At 44.3% G+C, this 22,561-nt stretch carries 21 protein-coding genes; 20 read left to right on the top strand and 1 reads right to left on the bottom strand.

Annotation, left to right across the window (positions count from 1 at the left end; translation table 11 throughout):
• Positions 1-5 precede the first annotated feature (5 nt).
• The 8 genes from G5B12_RS01815 (at position 6) to G5B12_RS01780 (ending at position 6,756) form a co-directional block, all read left to right on the top strand.
• Positions 6-521, top strand: coding sequence for a DUF2318 domain-containing protein (locus tag G5B12_RS01815; RefSeq protein WP_021976624.1), 516 nt, complete (start codon positions 6-8; stop codon positions 519-521).
• A 145-nt stretch (positions 522-666) separates the two neighbouring features.
• On the top strand, positions 667-1,503 hold the full coding sequence (locus tag G5B12_RS01810) for a YitT family protein (RefSeq protein WP_174087644.1): 837 nt from the start codon (positions 667-669) through the stop codon (positions 1,501-1,503).
• 79 nt (positions 1,504-1,582) lie between these two features.
• Positions 1,583-2,095, top strand: a complete 513-nt coding sequence (locus G5B12_RS01805; protein ID WP_118063099.1) for a GNAT family N-acetyltransferase — start codon at positions 1,583-1,585, stop codon at positions 2,093-2,095.
• 79 nt (positions 2,096-2,174) lie between these two features.
• A complete protein-coding gene (locus G5B12_RS01800) occupies positions 2,175-3,035 on the top strand; it encodes an alpha/beta hydrolase (RefSeq protein ID WP_118063097.1) in 861 nt (286 codons plus the stop codon).
• Between the two features lie 22 nt (positions 3,036-3,057).
• Complete coding sequence (locus G5B12_RS01795; protein ID WP_021976620.1) at positions 3,058-3,468, top strand: peptide deformylase; 411 nt, start codon at positions 3,058-3,060, stop codon at positions 3,466-3,468.
• Positions 3,469-3,570: 102 nt separating this feature from the next.
• On the top strand, positions 3,571-4,383 hold the full coding sequence (locus G5B12_RS01790) for a purine-nucleoside phosphorylase (RefSeq protein WP_118071568.1): 813 nt from the start codon (positions 3,571-3,573) through the stop codon (positions 4,381-4,383).
• 39 nt (positions 4,384-4,422) lie between these two features.
• Positions 4,423-5,412, top strand: coding sequence for a guanosine polyphosphate pyrophosphohydrolase/synthetase (locus tag G5B12_RS01785; protein WP_021976618.1), 990 nt, complete (start codon positions 4,423-4,425; stop codon positions 5,410-5,412).
• Between the two features lie 12 nt (positions 5,413-5,424).
• Positions 5,425-6,756, top strand: a complete 1,332-nt coding sequence (locus G5B12_RS01780) for an MATE family efflux transporter (RefSeq protein ID WP_174087643.1) — start codon at positions 5,425-5,427, stop codon at positions 6,754-6,756.
• Between the two features lie 219 nt (positions 6,757-6,975).
• Here the strand turns inward: G5B12_RS01780 and G5B12_RS01775 are convergent, their stop codons facing one another.
• Complete coding sequence (locus G5B12_RS01775; protein WP_021976616.1) at positions 6,976-7,467, bottom strand: DUF2798 domain-containing protein; 492 nt, start codon at positions 7,465-7,467, stop codon at positions 6,976-6,978.
• 462 nt (positions 7,468-7,929) lie between these two features.
• Here G5B12_RS01775 and eno point away from each other — a divergent pair, with 462 nt between their 5' ends.
• From eno to G5B12_RS01715, 12 genes are all read left to right on the top strand, one after another.
• Positions 7,930-9,225, top strand: a complete 1,296-nt coding sequence (eno, locus tag G5B12_RS01770) for a phosphopyruvate hydratase (protein WP_021976615.1) — start codon at positions 7,930-7,932, stop codon at positions 9,223-9,225.
• Positions 9,226-9,431: 206 nt separating this feature from the next.
• Positions 9,432-10,208, top strand: coding sequence for an ABC transporter permease (locus G5B12_RS01765; RefSeq protein WP_021976614.1), 777 nt, complete (start codon positions 9,432-9,434; stop codon positions 10,206-10,208).
• A 23-nt stretch (positions 10,209-10,231) separates the two neighbouring features.
• A complete protein-coding gene (locus tag G5B12_RS01760; RefSeq protein WP_021976613.1) occupies positions 10,232-10,969 on the top strand; it encodes an ABC transporter ATP-binding protein in 738 nt (245 codons plus the stop codon).
• 120 nt (positions 10,970-11,089) lie between these two features.
• Positions 11,090-11,833 (top strand): nickel pincer cofactor biosynthesis protein LarB, encoded by a 744-nt coding sequence (gene larB, locus G5B12_RS01755; protein ID WP_021976612.1) that lies wholly within the window; start codon positions 11,090-11,092, stop codon positions 11,831-11,833.
• Positions 11,834-13,216: a nickel pincer cofactor biosynthesis protein LarC gene (gene larC / locus G5B12_RS01750; RefSeq protein ID WP_174087642.1), complete on the top strand. Its 1,383-nt coding sequence runs from the start codon at positions 11,834-11,836 to the stop codon at positions 13,214-13,216.
• A gap of 141 nt (positions 13,217-13,357) precedes the next feature.
• Positions 13,358-14,386 carry a LacI family DNA-binding transcriptional regulator gene (locus G5B12_RS01745; RefSeq protein WP_148446739.1) on the top strand — a complete coding sequence of 343 codons (1,029 nt, stop codon included), beginning with the start codon at positions 13,358-13,360 and terminating at the stop codon, positions 14,384-14,386.
• A gap of 385 nt (positions 14,387-14,771) precedes the next feature.
• A complete protein-coding gene (gene iolC, locus G5B12_RS01740) occupies positions 14,772-15,806 on the top strand; it encodes a 5-dehydro-2-deoxygluconokinase (RefSeq protein ID WP_173761920.1) in 1,035 nt (344 codons plus the stop codon).
• Between the two features lie 18 nt (positions 15,807-15,824).
• The gene (iolD, locus tag G5B12_RS01735; protein ID WP_148446735.1) at positions 15,825-17,756 is read left to right on the top strand and encodes a 3D-(3,5/4)-trihydroxycyclohexane-1,2-dione acylhydrolase (decyclizing); all 1,932 of its coding nucleotides are present in this window, start codon (positions 15,825-15,827) and stop codon (positions 17,754-17,756) included.
• A gap of 16 nt (positions 17,757-17,772) precedes the next feature.
• The gene (locus G5B12_RS01730; protein WP_021976607.1) at positions 17,773-18,558 is read left to right on the top strand and encodes a 5-deoxy-glucuronate isomerase; all 786 of its coding nucleotides are present in this window, start codon (positions 17,773-17,775) and stop codon (positions 18,556-18,558) included.
• Between the two features lie 138 nt (positions 18,559-18,696).
• Positions 18,697-19,848 carry an iron-containing alcohol dehydrogenase gene (locus tag G5B12_RS01725; RefSeq protein ID WP_173761921.1) on the top strand — a complete coding sequence of 384 codons (1,152 nt, stop codon included), beginning with the start codon at positions 18,697-18,699 and terminating at the stop codon, positions 19,846-19,848.
• Between the two features lie 124 nt (positions 19,849-19,972).
• The gene (locus tag G5B12_RS01720; protein WP_173761922.1) at positions 19,973-20,920 is read left to right on the top strand and encodes a substrate-binding domain-containing protein; all 948 of its coding nucleotides are present in this window, start codon (positions 19,973-19,975) and stop codon (positions 20,918-20,920) included.
• 229 nt (positions 20,921-21,149) lie between these two features.
• On the top strand, positions 21,150-22,538 hold the full coding sequence (locus G5B12_RS01715; protein ID WP_148446731.1) for a glycoside-pentoside-hexuronide (GPH):cation symporter: 1,389 nt from the start codon (positions 21,150-21,152) through the stop codon (positions 22,536-22,538).
• The last annotated feature ends 23 nt before the right edge of the window (positions 22,539-22,561 follow it).

Raw genomic sequence — 22,561 nt, 5'->3', positions numbered from 1 at the left:
TAAAGATGAAAAAAATTATGATAACAGGTATGGCGTTTCTTATAGCAATGACGGCGCTTGCAGGATGTGGAAATGTAACAGAAACAGAAACTACAGAAGAGACTTCCGCAGCAGATGGAAATCAGGAAATCAGCGTCAGTTCCGGTGGGAATCTGACCATACCGGTTGATGAACTGACAGAAAATGCAGTCTTTTATCCTGCAAATGTAGATGGCACGGAAATGGAAGTGATCGCAGTAAAGACTTCGGATGGAACTATCCGTACCGCTTTTAATACCTGTCAGATCTGTTATGATTCCGGAAATGGTTATTACAAACAGGAAGACGATAAACTGGTCTGCCAGAACTGTGGAAATTCTTTTACCATGGATCAGGTAGGAGAAACTGCAGGAGGCTGCAATCCCTGGCCGATTCTGGAAAGTGACTGGATACTTGCAGATGGTAAGATCCAGATATCTTATGATTTTCTGAAGGATTCCGCAGATATTTTTGCAAACTGGAAGGGTGCATATCAGAGTTAATGCAGCATTGACAGGAAAAAGAAAACATCATATAATAAACCCATTCCAAAAGAGGGAAAACAAAGCTGTTACAATAGAAAAATCTATTATAACAGCTTTTTTGTTACTATTGACAAACAATTTTGCTTGCAAAAAGGAGGTCTTTATGAACAAAAAAATCAAAACATTGTTTTCGTATCTGATGATCATTATCGGAGCCATACTGGCCAGCTTTTCCGTTGCCTGTATCCTGCTTCCCAATGATGCCATCGATTACGGAACTGCCGGAATTGCCATTATCATAAGCAAACTCACTGGGTATAATCTGTCGTTGTGTGTGTTGCTTGTCTTTCTGCCATTTCTGATCGCCGGGATCATTCTTATCGGTAAATATTTCTTTGCAAAAACGTTCGTAGGTTTTGTGATCTACACAATAGGTCTTTCCTACTTTGAAAAAATCCCTTTTGAACTAAATACAGAACATTTTATTGCGGTGGCTTTCGGAGGGGCGATTCTTGGTGTGGGACTTTCCCTGATCCTTCGAAATGGTGGCTGCATTGACGGCTCTGAGATTTTTGCCAATATCATTGTAAAAAAAATCTACAATCATTCGGGAAAAGACTACAGTATTTCCTACATATTAATTGCGTTCAATGCCTGTGTATATGGGGCGGTGTTTGTACTTCTTGACAGAGATTCCGCACTTTTAAGTCTTCTGGTGTACATCGTGTCAACTTCCATCATCGATCATTTCACAGATCATTTTGAGGCATTGAAACAGGTGACCATCATCACAAAAGATCCAGATTCAATTATTTGCGATATTAAAGAAGAACTGAATAAGACCTGTACTATTATCAATTCTTCCGGTGTGATCGCGGGGGAAAATAAAACACTGATCTGTTATGTGAATTACTTTGAACTGCAGAAAGTGAAAGAAATTATTTCCAGGAATAAAGGATCTTTCAGTACTGTTTCAACTATTGATGAGATCCTGCGATAAGGCTTACAATAAAAGATGGGTTTTTCTCCGGAAAAATGTTATTCTATATATGGATGAGAAAAATCAAAGGAGAAGAATTATGAGACTTTCAGAGAAATATGAATTCCGTTCTATACACAGGGAGGAAGCAGAACAGGCAGCGGAAATTGAGCAGATCTGTTTTCCACCGGCAGAGGCAATAAGCAGAGCGGATGTTATAGACCGTGTAGAAAAAATTCCGGAGCTGTTCCTTGTGGCAGTTGACCGGAAAAACGGAAAGCTGGCAGGATATCTCACAGGATTTACGACCAGTGAGGAGGCTTTCCAGGATAAATTTTTTACCAATGCAGATCTTTGTGATCCTGATGGGAAAAATAATATGCTTCTGGGGCTTGAGGTCCTCCCGAAATACCGTGGACAGGGCCTTGCAAGAGAACTGATGATGCGTTATCTTGACCGTGAGCAGAAAAGAGGGAGAGAACGTGCGGTTCTTACCTGCGTAGATGAAAAAGTAGAGATGTACCGGAGAATGGGATTTGAATATATTGGAATCTCAGCTTCTGTACTGGGTGACGAAAAATGGAATGAAATGGAATATCGAATGAAAAAATAAAGGCACAATTCCCGGTACTGTGATAAAATAAAAGATATTTCAAAGACAGAATATAACGATCAAAAAAGGGGGAAATACTATGGCAAAAGCAGAAAAGCACACACTGAAACTGGAAATAGAAAAACCGCAGTATATTACGGTAAATGATGTGACTTATGCACAGGTGGACTCCTGGTTTGGACATTGCAGAAGAGACCTGAAACTGGATATTATCTATCCGGAGGCACAGGATGGCAGAACTTATCCATGTATTCTCTGGATCTGCGGAGGGGCCTGGCTGATGATGGATAAGTCGGCGCATAATCTTTATCTCAGCAGGCTGGCATCAGGCGGATTTGTAGTGGCAAGTGTGGAGTACCGCACTTCCAATCAGGGGCCATATCCAATGCCTTTGCAGGATGTAAAGGCAGCGATCCGTTATCTGAAAGCGCATGCAGACCGGTTCCGTATCAACAAAGAGCAGATGGGAGTTATGGGAGAATCCGCCGGAGGATATCTTACATGTATGGCTGCGCTGGATCATGATCCGGCCCTGGATGTAGGAGAATATCTGGAAGAATCCAGCGAAGTACAGGCAGCCTGCCCCTGGTATCCGCCCACAGATCTTTCTGCGTTTCCGTGCGAATCCGCAGAACAATGTGCTTCTTCCGCAGAGTCCCTCCTTCTGGGCTTTAATTCCAAACGAAACAGAGAAAAGGCGTATAACTGCAGTCCTGTATCCAAAGTAACGAAGGATGCGCCGCCATTTTTGATCATCCATGGAAACTGTGATCGGACAGTGCCCTATGTGCAGTCAAAAACATTATATAATCTCCTGGAAGCGCAGGGCTGTGATGTAACTTTGCTGACGCTGGACGGAGCAGATCATGCGGATCTTCAGTTTTTCCAGGATGAAACATGGAACTGGATCATCGATTTTTTCAACAGAAAATTAAAATAAAACAGAAAACAGGAGTAAAATCATGGTCAGACCGATAATGAGAGATATTTTTTTTCTGAGACAGAAAGCGCAGCCTGCCACAAAGGAAGATAAACAGATAGTACAGGACCTTCTGGATACACTGAAAGCCAACGAAGCAGGATGCGTGGGGATGGCTGCCAATATGATTGGAGTAAATAAAAGAATCATTGCTGTAAATATGGGATTTATCAATGTGGCAATGCTGAATCCGGTGATAGTGAAAAAGTCCGGAGCATACGAGACAGAGGAGGGATGTCTTTCTCTTGACGGTGTGCGAAAGACTACCCGATATGAAAACATAGAAGTGGAATTTCAGGATATTTCATTCCATAAACAACGCCAGAAATATTCTGGCTGGACAGCGCAGATCATTCAGCATGAGATTGATCACTGTGACGGAATTATCATATAAATATGATATATAACAGAGTTAAGAACAAAAAGTACAGAAAAAAGCAGGGGATTTTTGCAATATGGTTCTGACGGTATTAAGATAAGAAGGGAAGCGGAAACTATGTATCAGAAATTAATGACATGTCTGGAAAGTGTAAGAGAGAAAACAGATTTTAAACCGGAAATCGCATTGGTTCTGGGATCTGGACTTGGCGACTTTGCAGAGAGGATCCAGATCGAACAGATCATTAAATATACAGATATCGAAGGATTTCCGGTATCGACAGTAAAAGGGCACAAAGGACGTTTTGTATTTGGTTATGTAGAGAAAACACCGGTTGTGATCATGCAGGGCCGGGTTCATTATTATGAAGGATATCCAATGTCTGACGTAGTTCTTCCGACACGTCTGATGGGGCTTCTTGGGGCAAAAAAACTTCTTCTCACCAATGCGGCCGGAGGCGCCAATCCATCCTTCCATCCCGGCGATCTTATGATGATCACGGATCACATTACAACGGCAGTTCCAAGTCCTCTGATCGGCCCTAATATTGATGAACTTGGAACCAGATTTCCGGATATGAGCGAAGTATACAGCCGATCCCTTCAGGATGTGATTCGAAAATGCGCTGCAGAATGTGGAATTGAACTGAAGGAAGGGGTTTATGTGCAGTTTACAGGACCTAACTATGAGACCCCGGCAGAGATAAGACTTGCTCAGCGCTGGGGCGGTGATGCTGTCGGAATGAGTACCGCATGTGAAGCTATGGCAGCCCGTCATATGGGAATGGAAGTCTGCGGAATTTCCTGTATCACAAATATGGCAGCAGGGATTTCAAAAGAAGCGCTGAACCATGAAGAAGTGCAGGAGACAGCAGACCGTATAGCGGAGTTTTTCCAGAAACTGGTTGAAAAAGTAGTGGTAAATATGTAATCCTGGAAAGAAGGAAATTTTAAGAAAAGAGAAACACAAATGATAACATTGAATGATTACCTGTATTCCGGAGATACCCTTCTTCGGATACTGAAAAAATATATCCGGGATCTGCGGACAGAAGCAAAAGAAAAACGCAACGAGATCGATCTGGTACACTGTAATTTCCTGATCCAGATCCAGGAACTTCTGGAACATAACGATTTCCTTACTGCCCAGTCCCAGAAGATCCGGGAATTTTATAAATATATGGCAGGGGAATACCCGTTTCTGGCATTTACCTTCAAGGGAAGGATCAAATCTCTGATCCGTGCGGAAGAGAAATTTAATGGATATGTAGTAGAATTTATCTATGATTACTATAAAGAGCATGGGAAATATCCTTCCGTATCCCAGATCAAAGAGCGCTTAAGCTGCTTCCGGGATTTTATTGCCTACAGGATCGTTATCGCCATGCCGAGATGCCATCTTAAAAACGGCGAGAATGTCAGAGAAGAAGAACTTCGGTATCTTTATGAGATCGCCAATGTACTTCCGGGATTTCTGGAAGAAAGAGGATTTACCGCAGAGCCGGCCAGAGGCGTGCAGGAAAGTACCTCTCCACTGTTAAGCGAGGAAGCAAAACCTTATTACCGGGATTATATCTGCAACAACAGCGAGGAAGATTATCAGTCTCTGCATATTACTTTTTATGATAACAGCTCCAGAAGTTATATGGAAGTACAGCTGCGTACAAAGGACATGGATGATGTGGCAGAGATTGGATCCGCGAACCATTTAAGTTATGAGAAAAAACAGGAAAGTGAGCGCAGAAGAAGAGATACCATTCCGGAGGGAGAATGCATCTATTTTGATGAAGCTTACGAACGTGGAATGCGGCTTCTCGGACTGGATCTGGCAAAACTGGATGTCAATATGTTTGGTGCGGTAAACAACAGCCTGATCAATGACGGCTGTGGACTGTTTCGCGGAAGAATGATCCTTCCCTATGAGCATCTTTCTCGTTTTCAGAATGATATCATTGACTGAGGGAGGCCTGACATGAAAGATCTGACAAAGGGGAAACCTTCCACGCTGATCCTGTCCTTTGCACTTCCTGTATTTCTGGGAAATCTTCTGCAGCTGACGTACAGCCTGGCAGATACCAGGATCGTGGGAAGTTTTCTGAAAGAAGATGCGCTGGCAGCTGTAGGGGCTACCAGTCCTTTGAGCGGCCTGATCATCGGATTTCTGATGGGCCTTGCAAATGGGTTTGCCATAGTAACTGCACAGAAATTTGGCGCCGGAAATCGAGAGGAAGTGAGAAAATCGTTTGCATTGTCTCTTTTGATGGGCAGTGTGATCTCTCTGGCCCTGACCGTTCTGGGACTTTTGTTTCTTCATCCGATCCTGGGATTTTTAAATGTGCCGGATCGTCTGGTGGGAACTGCCAGAGCATATATTTTTATTATTATCGCAGGCATGCTGACAACATTTCTTTATGATACCTGTGCGGCATCGCTGCGTGCGTTGGGAGATACGGTGACACCGCTTGTGATCTTGGCGGTGTCTGTGACTTTAAATATCGCAGGAGATCTGTTCTTTATCCTGGTGATAAAAGCAGGCGTACAGGGAGCAGCCATTGCCACAGTACTCTCACAGACTTTGGCGTTTCTTGTATGCTGGTTTTATATGATCCGCAGATATGAGATCCTCCGGCTGAAAAAAGAGGATTTTACAGGATTGGACAGAAATATGATGAAAAATATGCTGAGTTCCGGCTTGTCCATGGGATTTGTAAGTTCTCTTGTAAATCTTGGTACTCTGGCGCTGCAGACTTCCATCAACCGTCTGGGAAGAGATATCATCGTGGCCCATACAGCGGCCCGCAAGATCACGGAGATGTTTATGATCATGTTTGGTGTGTTTGGGCAGACGATGGCGATCTTCTGCGGGCAGAATGCCGGGGCAGGGCGGATGGACCGCGTGCGCCATGGAATCGGCCTGGCAGTTCTGTATACCTGTATCTGGTCTGTGATGACAGTGATCTTCAGTTTTACTATTGGAAAACAGCTGATATATCTGGTTACAGGAAGCCGGAACGAGACTGTGATCCTCAATGCAACGAATTATCTTAAATTTGATACGGTTTTTTATTTCGTAACGGCTGTGATCAGTGTCCTTCGAAATGCCATGCAGGGATTGGGAGAAACGGTGATCCCTCTTGTTTCCAGTGCACTGGAGATGATCGGAAAAGTAGTGATTGCGGTGACGCTGGTACCGCTTTTGGGATATACCGGTGTGATCGTGGCAGAACCTATTGTGTGGATCATTATGGTGATCCCGCTGATCGTGAAGATCTTTAAGATACCGGAATTAAAGAAAACAGCCTGAGAGATCAGAAGATCAGATCAAAAAGAGCCACGTAAAAAATATAGTATATAAAAGTATAGTATAAAAAAGCACATTGCATGGAGTAAAGCGTCACCCAAACGTCTGACTTTGGGGTGTGGTTTAACCATGGCAATGTGCTTTTTTACTGGATAAACTGCGAAGCATTTATTCGAGTTGGAGTTGCGCAGTGAATGCGGATTGAGAGTATCCGCCTGACCCTTACATATTTGGTGCGGTTTCTTTTGAATCCTCTTTCTCAGGAAAGATATGTCTGAAAATAAAACGTACGATCGGGCCTGCATAGATCAGCTGCCAGAAAAATGCAACAGGAAAGTTCATAAAAGTTGTCTGAAGCCAGACTGCGATAAACTGATTTCCTGCATGTTTAAAGAAAAGAGTTGCAAAAAAGCTCATCAGCGGACACATAAAGGCAACAGAGGCAACAGAAATTGCAAGAATCATACTGAATGGATGACAGTTACGAAAATTTACCATGCGGTTCGCGCAGGCAAAGGCAAGTTTGGATACAAGGAAGAAATCAAGGACAAAGGCGATCGGTCCCATAAAAGTCAGCTCGCGAAAAGCGGAGAGGAACACGCTGTTTGTCATTGCTCCGGTATTCAGTACAATGTTGTAACAGATCATGGCGTAAACCATGAAAAATACCATGATGATAGTAAAGATGACTTCCTGAAATTTGTTTTTTGGCATAAAAAATCCTCCTTTAAAATGATTAAGTGATAATGTAAAACCGTAAAGCATGTGTTGTTCGTTAATCATTCAGGAGAATGTGCGTTTCCAATATATGACAGGATTTTGCCATAAACCATATTCAGTTTTTATTTCGGCGATTATATTATCATAATCTGCAAAGCCTTGTCAATACGTAAAATTCTCACATTTCTGTTAAATATTCTGAAAATATTGACGAAATAGTCGGGCGGACATTCGTAACTCAGCAGGGGACTTTCTTGATTCGATTAAATAAGTAATTGAGAAAAAAATGACAGTAACCCCTCTTGACCACAAAAGTTAGATATAGTAAACTTATAAATGGTTAGCAGGTTCTAACTATTGCGTGAATAATTGTGACGGGCCGTATCCCCTGACAAAACGCGGCCCGGGCAAAGTTTACGGACAGGGCGAAAGGCCAGACAGGAGGATAAATATCAAATGGAATATTTAGAGATCGAGAAAGTCATTGGAAGAGAGATCATTGATTCAAGAGGAAATCCGACCGTAGAGGCAGAGGTTTATCTGGCAGATGGAACGATAGGAAGAGGAGCAGCACCAAGTGGTGCATCCACAGGAGAGTTCGAAGCACTTGAGCTGAGAGATCAGGATAAGGCCCGTTTCGGAGGAAAGGGTGTTTCCAAAGCCGTTGAAAATATCAATACTGTAATTAACGATGCACTGACAGGAATGGATGCATCTGACATTTATGCAGTGGATGCTGCCATGATCAGGGCAGATGGAACAAAAGATAAATCCAAACTTGGTGCAAATGCCATTCTTGCGGTGTCTATTGCATGCGCACGTGCAGCGGCGATTTCCCTTGACATTCCGCTTTACAGATTCCTTGGCGGTGTGAATGGAAACAGACTTCCGGTTCCGATGATGAATATTTTAAATGGTGGTGCACATGCCGCAAATACCGTAGATGTTCAGGAATTTATGATCATGCCTGCAGGAGCGCCGAGCTTCAAAGAGGGACTTCGCTGGTGCACAGAGGTATTTCATGCACTTGCGGCACTTCTGAAAGAAAAAGGCCTTGCAACGAGTGTTGGTGATGAAGGTGGTTTCGCACCGGATCTTGGAAGCGATGAAGAAGCCATCGAGTACATTCTCGAGGCAGTAAAGAAAGCGGGTTATGAGCCTGGAAAAGATTTTGTACTTGCTATGGATGCTGCATCCAGTGAGTGGAAAGGAAGCCAGAAGGGTGAGTATGTCCTTCCGAAATGTGGAAAGAAATTTACATCTTCAGAGCTTGTTGAGCACTGGAAGAACCTGATCGAGAAATACCCGATCTACTCCATCGAGGACGGCCTTGACGAGGAAGACTGGGAAGGCTGGCAGATCATGACAAAAGAGCTGGGTGGAAAAGTACAGCTCGTAGGTGATGACCTGTTTGTTACAAATACCGAGCGCCTTGAAAAAGGTATCAGCCTTGGATGCGGAAATTCCATCCTGATCAAACTGAATCAGATCGGCTCTGTATCCGAGACTCTGGAAGCAATCAAAATGGCACATAAAGCAGGCTATACTGCAATCTCATCTCATCGTTCCGGTGAGACAGAAGATACAACTATTGCAGATCTTGCGGTAGCATTAAATACCTGCCAGATCAAGACCGGAGCGCCGTCCAGAAGTGAGCGTGTTGCAAAATACAATCAGCTTCTCCGAATTGAAGAAGAGCTTGGGGATGCAGCGGTATACCCGGGATTTAAGGCATTCAATATTAAGAGATAACAGACCTTTCATATAAAATCAGCCAGGAGTACACCGGGGCCGGAACAGAATTTCTTCTGTATCGGCCCCGGTTTTTGAGCTTTTTTTAAAAAGATGTGTTCAGACGCATTTTTTTGGAAAAAAATAAGGTTGCCAGAATTGTAAAAATGGTATATTATGTTTAACAGCCATGTGAACAAAGAAAAAAATTGAATATTGGAGATGCTATGAAAGAATACGTAAATACTTTTATGCATTACAGGTTTCTTCTGAGAGAACTTGTAAAAAAAGGAATCAAACTGAAGTACAGACGTTCTTATCTTGGTATTATATGGTCCCTGTTGGAACCTCTTCTTACCATGATGGTACTGACGATCGTATTCGGTACTCTGTTTGGAAACAAAGACAAGACATTCCCTGTATATATCCTGACAGGCCGTCTGCTGTACAGCTACTATTCAAGTTCGACGACACGCGCACTGAAATCAGTCCGGGCGAATGCGGCGATGATCAAGAAAGTTTATGTGCCGAAGTATATTTATCCGCTGTCAAGCGTACTTTATAATTATGTAATTTTTCTGATCTCACTGATCGTGCTGGCTATCGTTGCAGTCGTACAGGGAATCCAGCCTACAATTTATATGCTGCAGATCCCAATCGCACTGATCCTGGTTCTTCTGCTTTCTTATGGATGTGGAATGATTCTTGCGACGATCGGAGTATTTTTCAGGGATATGGAATATCTTTGGTCAGTAGCACTGATGATCATTATGTATACCTGTGCGATCTTTTACTATCCTTCCAGACTTTTAAAGAGTGGATTTGCATGGATACTGAAATTTAATCCGCTGTATTGTATTATCAGTATTTTCCGTTCAGCCATGTTTGGCGAGATGATGAATATGCACTATTTTGCTTATGCGCTTATATTCAGTCTGGTTGCAATCGTAGTTGGAATGATCTGTTTCAAAAAGAAGCAGGATGACTTTATACTTTATATATAATTGCGGATTTACAGGAGAGAAAAATGGGAAAACCGGCAGTTGTAGTAGACAATGTAAGTATGAAATTTAATCTCAGTAAAGAAAAGGTCGATAACCTGAAAGACTATCTGATTAAATTCATAAAAAAAGAAATTAAATATAATGAATTCTGGGCTCTTCAGAATGTGAATTTTGAGGTGCAGAAGGGAGACCGTGTTGGTATCCTGGGACTGAACGGAGCTGGAAAAAGTACTCTGCTTAAAGTGATCGCAGGTGTATTCAAACCTACGGAAGGTAAAGTTATCAAAAACGGAAGACTGGTTCCTCTTCTTGAACTTGGAGCCGGCTTTGATCCACAGTATACCGGACGTGAGAATATTTATCTTTACGGAGCAATGCTTGGATATTCCAAGAGTTTCATTGAAGAGAAATTTGATGAGATTGTTGAATTTTCAGAGTTGAAGGAATTCATTGATGTACCGATCAAGAACTATTCTTCCGGTATGAAAGCAAGACTTGGATTTTCCATCGCAACACTGGTGTCACCGGATATCCTGATCCTGGATGAGGTACTTTCCGTAGGAGATGCCAAATTCCGGAAAAAGAGTGAGAAAAAAGTTCTCAGTATGTTCGACAAAGGCGTCACCGTTTTGTTTGTCTCACATTCTCTGCAGCAGGTACAGCGCCTCTGCAACAAAGCGATGATCCTTGAAAAAGGAAAACTGATCGCATATGGTGACATTGATGAGATTTCCGAGCAGTATGAGAAAATGATCGATTAACAGAAACAGGAAAACTTCAGGCAGATGCCCGAAAAATGGCGATAGCCAGACAATTTGCGGAAATAATGCAAATGTCTGGCTATTGTGTTATTATACTATGGAAGAACAGGGAAGTAAAAAATGACATTACAGCAGATTCTTGAAGAAGTAAAGAATGGCCAGCTCTCTGTGGAGCATGCAGAGAACCTTCTGAAAAAAGAAGGATATGAGGAAATGGATTATGCGAAGCTGGATACTACCCGAAAAGAACGGACCGGTTTTGCGGAAGTGGTTTACTGTGCAAGAAAAGCAGATGAACATCTTTTGAATATTTACCAGAAACTTTATGAGGAAGACGGAGAAGTGTTTGGAACAAGGGCGTCCAGGCATCAGTATGAACTGGTAAAGAGCATCCTTCCTCAGGTGGTTTATGATCCGGTTTCCGGAATTTTGAAGATTGAAAAAGAAAAAGAACATATTGGAAAAATTGCAGTGTGTACAGCCGGAACTGCAGATATTTCCGTTGCGGAGGAAGCAGCCCAGACAGCAGAGTATTTCGGTACCCACGTGGAACGGATCTATGATGTGGGGGTCAGTGGTATGCACAGGCTTTTTTCCAGATTGGATACCATCCAGGAGGCCAACTGTGTGGTTGCGGTAGCCGGAATGGAGGGAGCGCTGGCAAGCGTGATGGGGGGACTTGTGAAACGCCCGGTGATCGCAGTACCTACTTCTGTAGGATATGGAGCCAGCTTCCATGGGCTGTCAGCACTTCTGACCATGATCAATTCCTGTGCCAACGGAATTGCGGTAGTAAACATTGACAACGGATTTGGAGCCGGATATCTGGCAACCCAGATCAATCGGCTTGCGGAGGGAAAATAGATGAAAAACAAATTATATCTGGAGTGTACCTCCGGGATCAGTGGAGATATGACCGTTGCGGCACTTCTTGATCTGGGTGCAGACAGAGAAAAGCTGGAGCGAGCGCTTAAAAGCCTTCCGGTAAAAGGCTTCGATATAAAGATCAGCCGAGTGGTAAAATCCGGGATCGACGCCTGTGATTTTGATGTGCTTCTTGATCAGGAACATGAGAATCACGATCATGATATGGAATATCTGCACGGACATCATGGGAATTCTCACGGCCATGAAGGACATCATCATGAACATGGTCATGACACCCTGGATGTGTATGAGCATACCCATTTTCATGAACATCGTGTGCAGGAAGCTCATGTAAACAGTCATACACATACAGAAACGATGCATTCCAACCACGGTCATCACCACCACGAACACCGCGGCCTTAATGAAATCATGGAGATCATCGACCATGCAGATATGACAGACCGTGCGAGATCCTATGCGAAAAAAATCTTCACCATCCTGGCCCATGCAGAGGCGAAAGCCCATAATGTACCGGAAGATCAGGTGCATTTCCATGAAGTGGGGGCAGTGGATTCCATTGTGGATATTCTTTCAGTTGCAATCTGCATGGATGATCTGGATGTGGAGGAAGTAATCGTTCCAAGACTCTGTGAGGGAAGCGGAACCATCCGCTGCCAGCATGGGATCCTTCCGGTACCGGTACCGGCAGTAAGCAACATTGTAAGTGCCCATCATCTGAAACTGCATATCACACCGGTACAGGGTGAACTGGTAACCCCTACCGGAGCGGCTGTCGTGGCAGCATTCCTTACATCAGAAAAACTGCCAGAAGATTTCACAGTGGAAAAGATCGGCATCGGAGCAGGCAAGCGCCAGTACGAATGCCCGGGAATCCTCCGGGCCATGCTGATCCGGGAATCCGGGGATGTTTCGGGAGCGGATGTTTCCACAGAAACAGATACCATCGTGAAACTGGAATCCAACATAGATGACTGTACGGGAGAAACTCTCGGTTATGTTATGGAACGTCTGTATGAGGCAGGAGCCAGAGAAGCCAATTACATGCCTGTATTTATGAAGAAAAACCGTCCGGCGTGGCTGCTTACGGTTCTCTGTAAGAGGGAACAAGTTCCGACAATGGAGCAGATCATTTTCAGAGAAACCACAACCATCGGGATCCGCCGTCAGGAGATGGAACGGACCATTCTGAAAAGGGAAAAAAGAACGGTTACCACTCCTCTTGGAGAGGTGGAAGTAAAGGTCTGCACTTTTGATGGACAGGAATATTTTTATCCGGAATATGAAAGTGTAAAAAAACTCTGTGAAAAAACGGGAATTTCCTATAAAGAAGCATACCATATGGCTGTCCGGGGATGAGGTCAACATGTCTGTCCACGGATAATGGGGGCTTACATATTGACACATTTTCAAAAAAACTATATAAATGTATATAGAGCGATTATTGCCGGACAGAGAATCTGGCAGTGACACAGTAAGGCAGAAGCAGGAGAAGGATTTATGGCGGTAACGATACAGCAGATTGCAGAACGGGCAGGGGTTTCCAGAGGAACCGTAGACAGAGCATTAAATCACAGGGGACGGATCAATCCGGAGGTGGCAGAGAAGATCTGTCGTCTGGCGGACGAGATGGGATACGTACAGAAAGAGCGGAAACGTTCCAGAACAGCTAAAGACGAAAGACTGAAGATCGGAGTGGTAACACAGCTTGCCAGATCTTCTTTTATGCAGGAAGTGAACCGTGGCATTGAGAAGGCTGCCCAGGAACTGAAAGAAAAAGGAATCCAGCTGATCCTGAAAGAAGGCCTTTCCGTAGATGAGGACGAACAGCTTCAAGCCATTGAAGAACTGGAACAGGAAGGGATCCGTGGCCTTGCGGTGATGCCGGTAGACAGTGAGGCTGTCCGGGAAAAACTGAATGCACTCATCGAAGAGAAAAATATTCCTGTGGTAACCTTTAACTCGGATATTGTGGGGACAAGAAGAGCCTGCTTTGTGGGAATGGATAACCGTAAGAGCGGACGTACCGCAGCGGGTCTCTTGGGAATGATGACAAGAGGAAGCGGAAAGATCCTCATCATTACCGGATATTTCAGCAACCATGTTGACAATCAGCGCGTGGATGGTTTCGTGGAGGAAGCCAAGAGGGCATTTCCACATCTGGAGATTGCCGGAGTTCATGGAAGTTTCGATGAGGCATCGGAAGTGGAACATATTATCGAGAATGCCATGATGAGTACTTCCGGGATTAGCGGGATCCTGGTGGTATCTGGTGGTCAGGCAGGTGTGGGGAAAGCGTTTGATAAGCTCAGGCTGGACCGTCGCCCGTATGTTGTGATCTATGACCAGACACCAAAGAATGAGAAAGCACTTAAAAATGATTCCGTGGATTTCCTCATCGATCAGAACGGATATGTCCAGGGCTATGAACCGCCAAGGATCCTGGCAGATATCCTGACCAAAGGGCAGGAACCGGAACGGGAATTTCTTTTTACAGATATCAAGATCAAAACCAAATATAATCTGTGATCAGGCCGGTGGGCGAAAGATCACACAGAAAAATAAGAAAGTCTGCAGGATGGAAACATGCAGGCTTTTTTTATGGAAAGAATCTTCCTTGTTATGAAAAATATACATTCAAAAAGCGTGCTATATGCGTGCTGAAATACAAAGCACGTAAAAGCACATGGTAACAATAGCCACTTTCACCAAAATAAAACCATAGAAATTGTACAGAATAACAGAAAACAAAGAAAATGAAAAGAAGTACTTGCTCAATTTGAAAAAGAGTGCTATATTAACACCATAAGGAACACGCAAGAAAGCACGCTAGATGAAAAGAAAAGCACGCAAAACAAAAAAGCACACAAAAAAGAAGTAAAAAATAAACCATCAAACAAACGGAGGTAAGATCATGAAGTATATCGAATTTGATGAATCCAGACCAATGGACCTGGTACTCCTTGGAAGAGTTGCCATTGATTTCAACCCTGCTTACAACGATCAGGTGAAAGAAGAGTTCAAACCCCTGAAGAAAGTACATATGTTTGAGAAATTTGTAGGAGGATCTCCTGCAAACATCGCTGTAGGTGTTACCAAACATGGTCTGAAAGCAGGATTCATCGGAAAGGTTTCTGACGATCAGTTTGGTGAGTATGTAGTGGATTATTTCAATGAGAGAGGAATCGATACCTCACAGATCACAAAGTGCACAAACGGAGAGAAACTGGGACTTACCTTTACCGAGATGCTTTCTCCGAAGGAAAGCAGCATCCTGATGTACCGTAACCGCATCGCAGACCTGCAGCTTCATGTAGATGATATCCATGAGGACTACATCAAAAACGCAAAAGCAATTCTCATTTCCGGAACAGCTCTTGCAGAGAGCCCGTCCAGAGAAGCAGCCATCAAAGCAGTTATGCTTGCAAAGAAAGTAAATACAAAGATCATCTTTGATATTGATTACAGAGAATACAACTGGAAGAACGCAGATGAGATTTCCATCTACTATTCCATCGTAGCCAAGGAAGCCGACATCATCATGGGCTCCAGAGAAGAGTTTGACCTTACAGAGAAGCTGATCAAAGAAGGCATGACCGATGAGGAGAGTGCAGCTTACTGGCAGTCAAAGAATGCAAAGATCGTTGTGATCAAACATGGTATGAAAGGCTCCACAGCATACACAGTTGACGGACAGAAATTCAGCATCAAGCCATTCCCGGTTGAGGCAAGAAAAGGTTTCGGCGGCGGTGACGGATACGGCTCCGGATTCCTGTATGGACTGTATCAGGGATGGGAGATCATCGACTGCCTGGAGTTCGGTTCTGCAGAGGCATCCATGATGGTTAAGAGTAACAACTGCTCCGACTCCCTTCCAGGACCGGATGAAGTTCACGCATTCATTAAAGAAGAAAAAGAAAAATTCGGCGAAATGATCGCAAGAGTATAAAGAAAAGGAGTGGAAAAAATGGCAAAGACAGTAAGAATGACAACTGCACAGGCAATTGTAAAATTCCTGGATAATCAGTACGTTTCCATGGACGGAGTGGAGACAAAATTTGTAGAAGGCTTTTTCACAATCTTCGGACACGGCATTGCCGTAGGACTTGGTGAGGCACTGGATACCAACCCGGGCCAGTTAAAGGTTCTTCAGGGAAGAAACGAGCAGGGCATGTGCCACGTTGCAACCGCTTTTGCAAAACAGAGCAACCGTAAGAAAATTATCGCATGTGCATCTTCCATCGGACCTGGAGCTGCAAACATGGTAACCGCATGTGCGACAGCTACAGTAAACAACATTCCGCTTCTTGTATTCCCGGCAGATACTTTTGCATCTCGCCAGCCTGATCCGGTTCTTCAGCAGCTGGAGCAGAGCAGCAGCCTTGCCATCAGCACAAACGATGCATTTAAACCAGTTTGCAAATACTGGGACAGAATCACAAGACCGGAGATGGTTATGACAGCTCTTATTAACGCAATGAGAGTTCTTACAGATCCGGCTGAGACAGGTGCATGCTGTATCGCGCTTTGCCAGGATGTTGAGGGTGAGTCCTTTGACTTCCCGGAGTACTTCTTTAAGAAGAGAGTACACAGAATCACAAGACCGGTTGCAGTAGATGAAGAGCTTGAGGATGTAGCAGAGATCATCGCAGGAGCTAAGAAACCGCTTATCGTTGTTGGTGGTGGTGTTCGTTACTCAGAAGCAGGAGAAACCGTTGAGAAATTCTGTGAGGAGTTCAAGATCCCGTTTGGCGAAACACAGGCCGGAAAGAGTGCCTGCCAGTCCAGCAATCCATACTGCCTTGGCGGTATCGGCGTAACAGGAACCTACGCTTCCAATATCATCGGTAAAGACGCAGACGTGGTAATCTCTATCGGTTCCAGAATGTCTGACTTTACAACAAGCTCCAAGCATCTGTTCCAGAACGAGGATGTTCAGTTCGTAAGCATCAACAACTGCAGATTCCACGCATACAAGATGGATGCAGTAAAAGCAGTGGGTGATGCAAAAGCTACCGTAGAAGCACTTGCAGAGAAACTTCGTGCAAGAGGATATAAATCCGCATACACAGATGAGATCGAGAAAGCAAAAGCTGCATGGGATAAAGAGATGGAGCGTCTCGGAAGCATTGAGTACACAGGAGATGACTTTGAGCCGTTAATCAAGGCAAGAGATCCTCGTACCATTCCGGAGTATGTAAAACTTACAAACGGAAAGATTACACAGACAGCAGCACTTGCAGCTATTAACAGAACCATCGACAAAGATGCAACCATCATCACAGCAGGCGGTTCTCTTCCAAGCTGTATGCAGCGTATGTGGAGAACAGACAAACGTGGCGGATATCATGCAGAGTACGGATATTCCTGCATGGGATACGAAGTTGCCGCTACCCTTGGTGTTAAATTTGCAGAGCCGGATAATGAAGTATACTGCGTGGTTGGTGATTCCAGCTTCCAGATGCTCCACAGTGAGATCATGACTATCATGCAGGAGAGACAGAAAGTCAACATCATGGTATTTGATAACTGCGGATTTGGCTGCATCAACAACCTTGAGATGAACCACGGAATCGGAAGCCTTGCAACAGAGTTCCGTTACACAGACGGCAAGAAACCGACCGGAGATCTGATCCCTGTAGATTATGCAAAAGTCGGCGAAGGCTATGGCCTGAAGACTTATACCTGCCGCACCATCCAGGAGCTTGTTGACGCTCTGGAAGATGCCAAGAAACAGGATGTTGCATGCCTCTTTGATCTGAAAGTTATCCCGAAGACCATGACAGATGGATATGAGTCCTGGTGGGATGTAGGAATTGCAACAACATCTGAGAAAGAAAGCGTAAGAAAGGCCTGCGAGGGAGTTATGAAAGGCCGTGAAGAGGCAAGACTGTACTAATCTGGGAGGTAAGAAAATGAGTAAAGTATTTGGTTATCCGGAATATGACGAAAAAGGCGAAAAGATTCTTACAACATACGATAATGAGTACAAGGCCATGATGATGGACATCCGTGTTTACCGTATGAAAGCAGGAGAGACAAGAACATTTTTAAGAGAGGGTGAGGAGACAGCAGTTCTCCTTCTCTCCGGAAACATTACTTATAAATGGAACGGAAACGAGGCGACAGCAACAAGAAAAGATGTGTTCACAGAAGGACCATGGTGCGTTCACGGATGCACAGGAACAGAGATCACAGTTGTGGCAAATGCAGAGTCACAGATCCTTGTTCAGTGCACAAAGAATGAAAAAGATTTCGGCGCAAAACTTTATAAACCGGAAGATGCTCCGTGGGGATATTCCTGTGTGGGCAAATTCGGAAATGTTGCAAAGAGAAGAGTAAACACGATTTTTGATCATGATATTTCACCAGAGTCCAACATGGTACTTGGTGAGGTCCTCAATGACAGAGGAAACTGGTCCGGATACCTGCCGCACAGACATCCGCAGCCTGAGACATACTTCTTCAAATTTGACCATCCGGAAGGATTCGGAGCAAGCTTTGTCGGTGATCAGGTATTTAAGAGTACAGACGAGAGCTTTTCCGCAATTCCGGGAGGAGAGCTTCATCCGCAGGCAGTTGCACCTGGATATCAGATGTACACATGCTGGATGATCCGCCACATTGACGGAAATCCGTGGCTGCAGACAGACCGCTGCGAGGATGAGAGATATACCTGGCTTCATGACGCCGAGTTTTAAGGATTCGGAGAAACAGATACTGAAACGTAAATAACAGGCAGCAGGAAGAGGAGAATGCTGCTGTCCGTGAGGAACGGACAGTGGCAGACCTGCTGCTATTATGAAAAAAATTGTACTGACTGAAGGGAGATTTTGACAATGGCAAGAGAATTTATTGTACCTGGAGAAATTATTTCCGGTTCCGGAGCACTGGATATGGCGGAAAACGCACTGAAACTCCTTGGTAAAAAAGCTCTGATCGTAACCGATAAAGTAATGATCGACCTGGGAAACTGTGCAAAAGTTGAGAAGGCGCTGACAAATCAGGGCATTGCATACAGCATTTATTCTGACATCTGTGGTGAGCCGACAGATACCATGATTGAAAAAGGCTTACAGATCTATAAAGATGAGAACTGTGACTTCCTGGTAGCTTTGGGAGGCGGAAGCCCCATTGACTCCATGAAAGCTATCGGATCACTGGTAGTAAATGGCGGAAGCATTTCCGATTACATGGGAAAAGTGATCGATGTAAAGATGCCGCCAATGGCAGCAATCCCTACTACAGCAGGAACGGGATCTGAGGCAACACAGTTCACGATCATCACAGATACTAAAAAAGACATCAAGATGCTTCTTAAAGGCAAAGTTCTCATGCCGGATCTTGCCATTATCGACCCGCAGTTTACTATGACTGCACCTCCAAAGATCACAGCAGCAACAGGCCTTGATGCACTTTGCCACTGTGTGGAGGCTTATACATCCAGAAAAGCACAGACACTTTCCGATACATTTGCGGTATCAGCAGTAAAGAGAATTTTCAAATATCTTCCAATTGCGTACAAAGACGGAAAGAACGAAGAAGCCCGTGTACAGATGTCAGTAGCAGCTCTGGAAGCAGGAATCGCATTCAACAATGCATCCGTTACCATTATCCACGGAATGAGCCGCCCGATCGGAGCTCTGTTCCATGTAGCGCACGGACTTTCCAATGCCATGCTTCTGAAAGAGTGCCTTACTTTCGCACTTCCTGGAGCATATGACAGATTTGGTGCCCTTGGCCGTGATATCGGTGTTGCTGACGCCTCCGATTCCGATCAGGAAGCAGCTGAGAAATTCCTGAAAGCAGTAGAGGCACTTGTAAATGAACTGGATACTCCGACTCTGGAGCAGTTCGGAATCAACAAAGAAGAATTCTTCAATGTAATTGATAAAATGGCACATGACGCTATGGACAGCGGAAGCCCGCAGAATACCATGCGTGACGTAACCGAAGAAGAAGTGAAAGAAATCTACAGAAAACTCTGGTAAAATGCACATGTAAATCCGAAATGCCAGATAAGAAAAGACTCCGGACCGGAGAAAAAGGCTCCGGAGTCTTTTTTTCCGTAGTAAAAACAGCGGCAGCTGCAAAAGAAAGGGAGGCATATCCTTCGTGAGAAAAAAATATATCTGTATTCTGGCGGCAGTTTTAAGTTTTTGCAGCCTTTCCGGATGCGGGCCCTCAGCAAAGAAAACAGAAGAGGAAAAGGTAACCATCGGTGTTGTCACAAAATCCAAAAGCAGCGAATACTGGCTGTCCGTCTGTGACGGAATGGAAGATGCGGCGGAAAAATATCATGCGGATGTGGTGATCCTGTCTCCGGATTCTGAGACAGAGGAAAAAGTCCAGAAAAATATGATCAGGGATCTTCTGAAAACAGATATCCAGGCGCTGGCGGTTTCCCCAATTGATTCTTATGAATGTGAAGAGTATGTGCAGCAGGCGAAGGAAAAAGGTATTTCCGTGTACGCCTGCGATACCCCCATAGAAGATGCAGATGTACCTTATATCGGAATTGACAATGAAAAACTGGGTTATGAGCTTGGCGAGCAGCTTGCCAGGGCCCTGGATCATAAGGGAAAGATCGGTGTGATCGCCGGTGATTTTAATCAGGCAGGGCATCGGATGCGTGTTAACGGATTTGAAAAATATATGGAAAAAGAACCCGGGATCACCATTGAAATGGTGCGAAACGGTTACAGCAATATGCAGGTTTCTCAGAAAGATGTGGATGAGATCCTCAAGAAGTATCCGGATCTTGACGGGATCATGACCACCAGTGCTGTGACGGCCCTGGGACTTGCGGAGGCAACGGAAGGGAGGGAAATCTCCATTGTTTCCGTAGATGCTCAGGAAGATGCTCTGAAAGCAGTTCAGGATGGACGTATCGTGGCCCTGGGTGCCCAGTCCGGTTATCAGATTGGTTACGAAACCATCCGGTATATTGTGAACGATCTGGAAGGAAAGAGAACCGGAGAGGATGAGATCCTGGATTCCCAGGTGCTTACCACGGAAAATATTGATGCATACATAAAAGAAGACAAATATGGTTCTTCTTAAAGTGCAAAGGCAGGAAGCAGAGCATCTTCATCCAAAAATAAAACACAAAACATAAAAATAGGACAAAAACAGGACACCGGGAAACCGGAAACAGGAGAACTTTGGCACAGATTTAACAGTCAGGCCAAAATAATACCGAAAAAACTAAAATTTCTCACACTTTGATAATCCCGTATTTTCGATAAAATAGAATCATCAAAAGGAAGTCGAAAACAAAAAACGAAAAGAAATGAAAGGGCGGGATAATAAGATGGAGAAGAAAAAACTTTCGGTATCAACGAGGCTGTGTTATGCTGGAGGAGATGTAGGATGTAATATCGTGTTCGGAATGATTGGAACACTGCTGACACTGTTTTACACAGATTATGTAGGGATCAGTGCAGCGACAGTCGGACTTGTCATGTTGCTTTCCAGATGCTTTGACGGATTTTCTGATCTGGTTATGGGTGTCATTGTAGAGCGTACCAATTCCAAATGGGGAAAATCAAGACCCTGGCTTCTGTGGATGAGTGTACCGTTTGCACTGTCAGCAGTACTGCTTTTTACAGTACCACACACAACAGGAATGCTTCAGTTTCTGTATCTGTTTGTAACTTATAATTTCTGTACAACAGTATGTTATACAGCGATCAACCTTCCATATGGAAGTCTTTCCACAATGATGATCCGTGAGTCATCGGAGAGAGATAAACTCAGTGTTATGAGAATGGGCCTTTCCCCTCTTGGCAGAATTATCGCTGCAACCTGTACACTGCCACTTGTAAAACTGGTTGGAAACGATCAGGCTGCATGGATCAAAGTTATGAGCGTCTGGGCAGTACTGGCACTGGTTCTTCTGCTTCTGTGCTTCTTCAAATGTGAAGAGAAAGTTCAGATCGAGGCAAGAAAGAAAGACGAGAAACTTCCGGTTCCTACAATGCTGAAAGCACTTTTTACAAACCAGTATTTCTGGGCAGTTATGCTTCTCTGGACAGTACAGAGCGTATCCTTTACGATCACAGGAACCATTCTTCCTTACTACTGCAAATATATCTTCAACAATGACACATGGATGTACAGCGCACTGTATCTTACAGAAACACTGGTACTGGTAGCAGGAATCTTCGTCTGCTCACCGTTAATTAAGAAATTCGGAAAAAGAAACATCGCATTTGTCGGCGGATTTATCGCACTTGGCGGACAGCTTCTGTTCTTCCTGAACCCATACAGCTTCGGATTCATGGTTATGAGCTGTGTTACACGTGCCATCGGACTTGCACCGTTAAACGCAGTTGTATTCAGTATGGTCGGTGATGTAGTAGAGTTCGGACAGTGGAAAAACCACATCCGTCAGGAAAGCCTGATCTTCGCAGGCGGTTCCATCGGAACAAAAGTTGGCGCGGGTCTTGCATCTGCAGTGATCACAGGACTTTTAAGCAGTTCCGGATATGTAAGTTCTTCCGCAGGAATGACAGCACAGCCGGAAACAGCACTGGAGATGATCGTTTCTCTTTACAAATTCGGACCGATCCTCATTGCAGCAGTGATCATCGTAACACTCTTCGGATACAAACTTGACAAGATGTATCCGTCGATCATGCAGGAGCTTACCGAGCGCGAGGCACACGGACAGTTATAAAGTTTATTGTAAAACATATATTC

The organism is Blautia sp. MSK.20.85 (genome assembly GCF_013317245.1).
Taxonomy (GTDB): Bacteria; Bacillota; Clostridia; order Lachnospirales; family Lachnospiraceae; genus Blautia_A.
The sequence above is the reverse complement of the archived record's forward strand: the minus strand, read 5'-3'. Positions and strand labels throughout refer to the sequence as shown.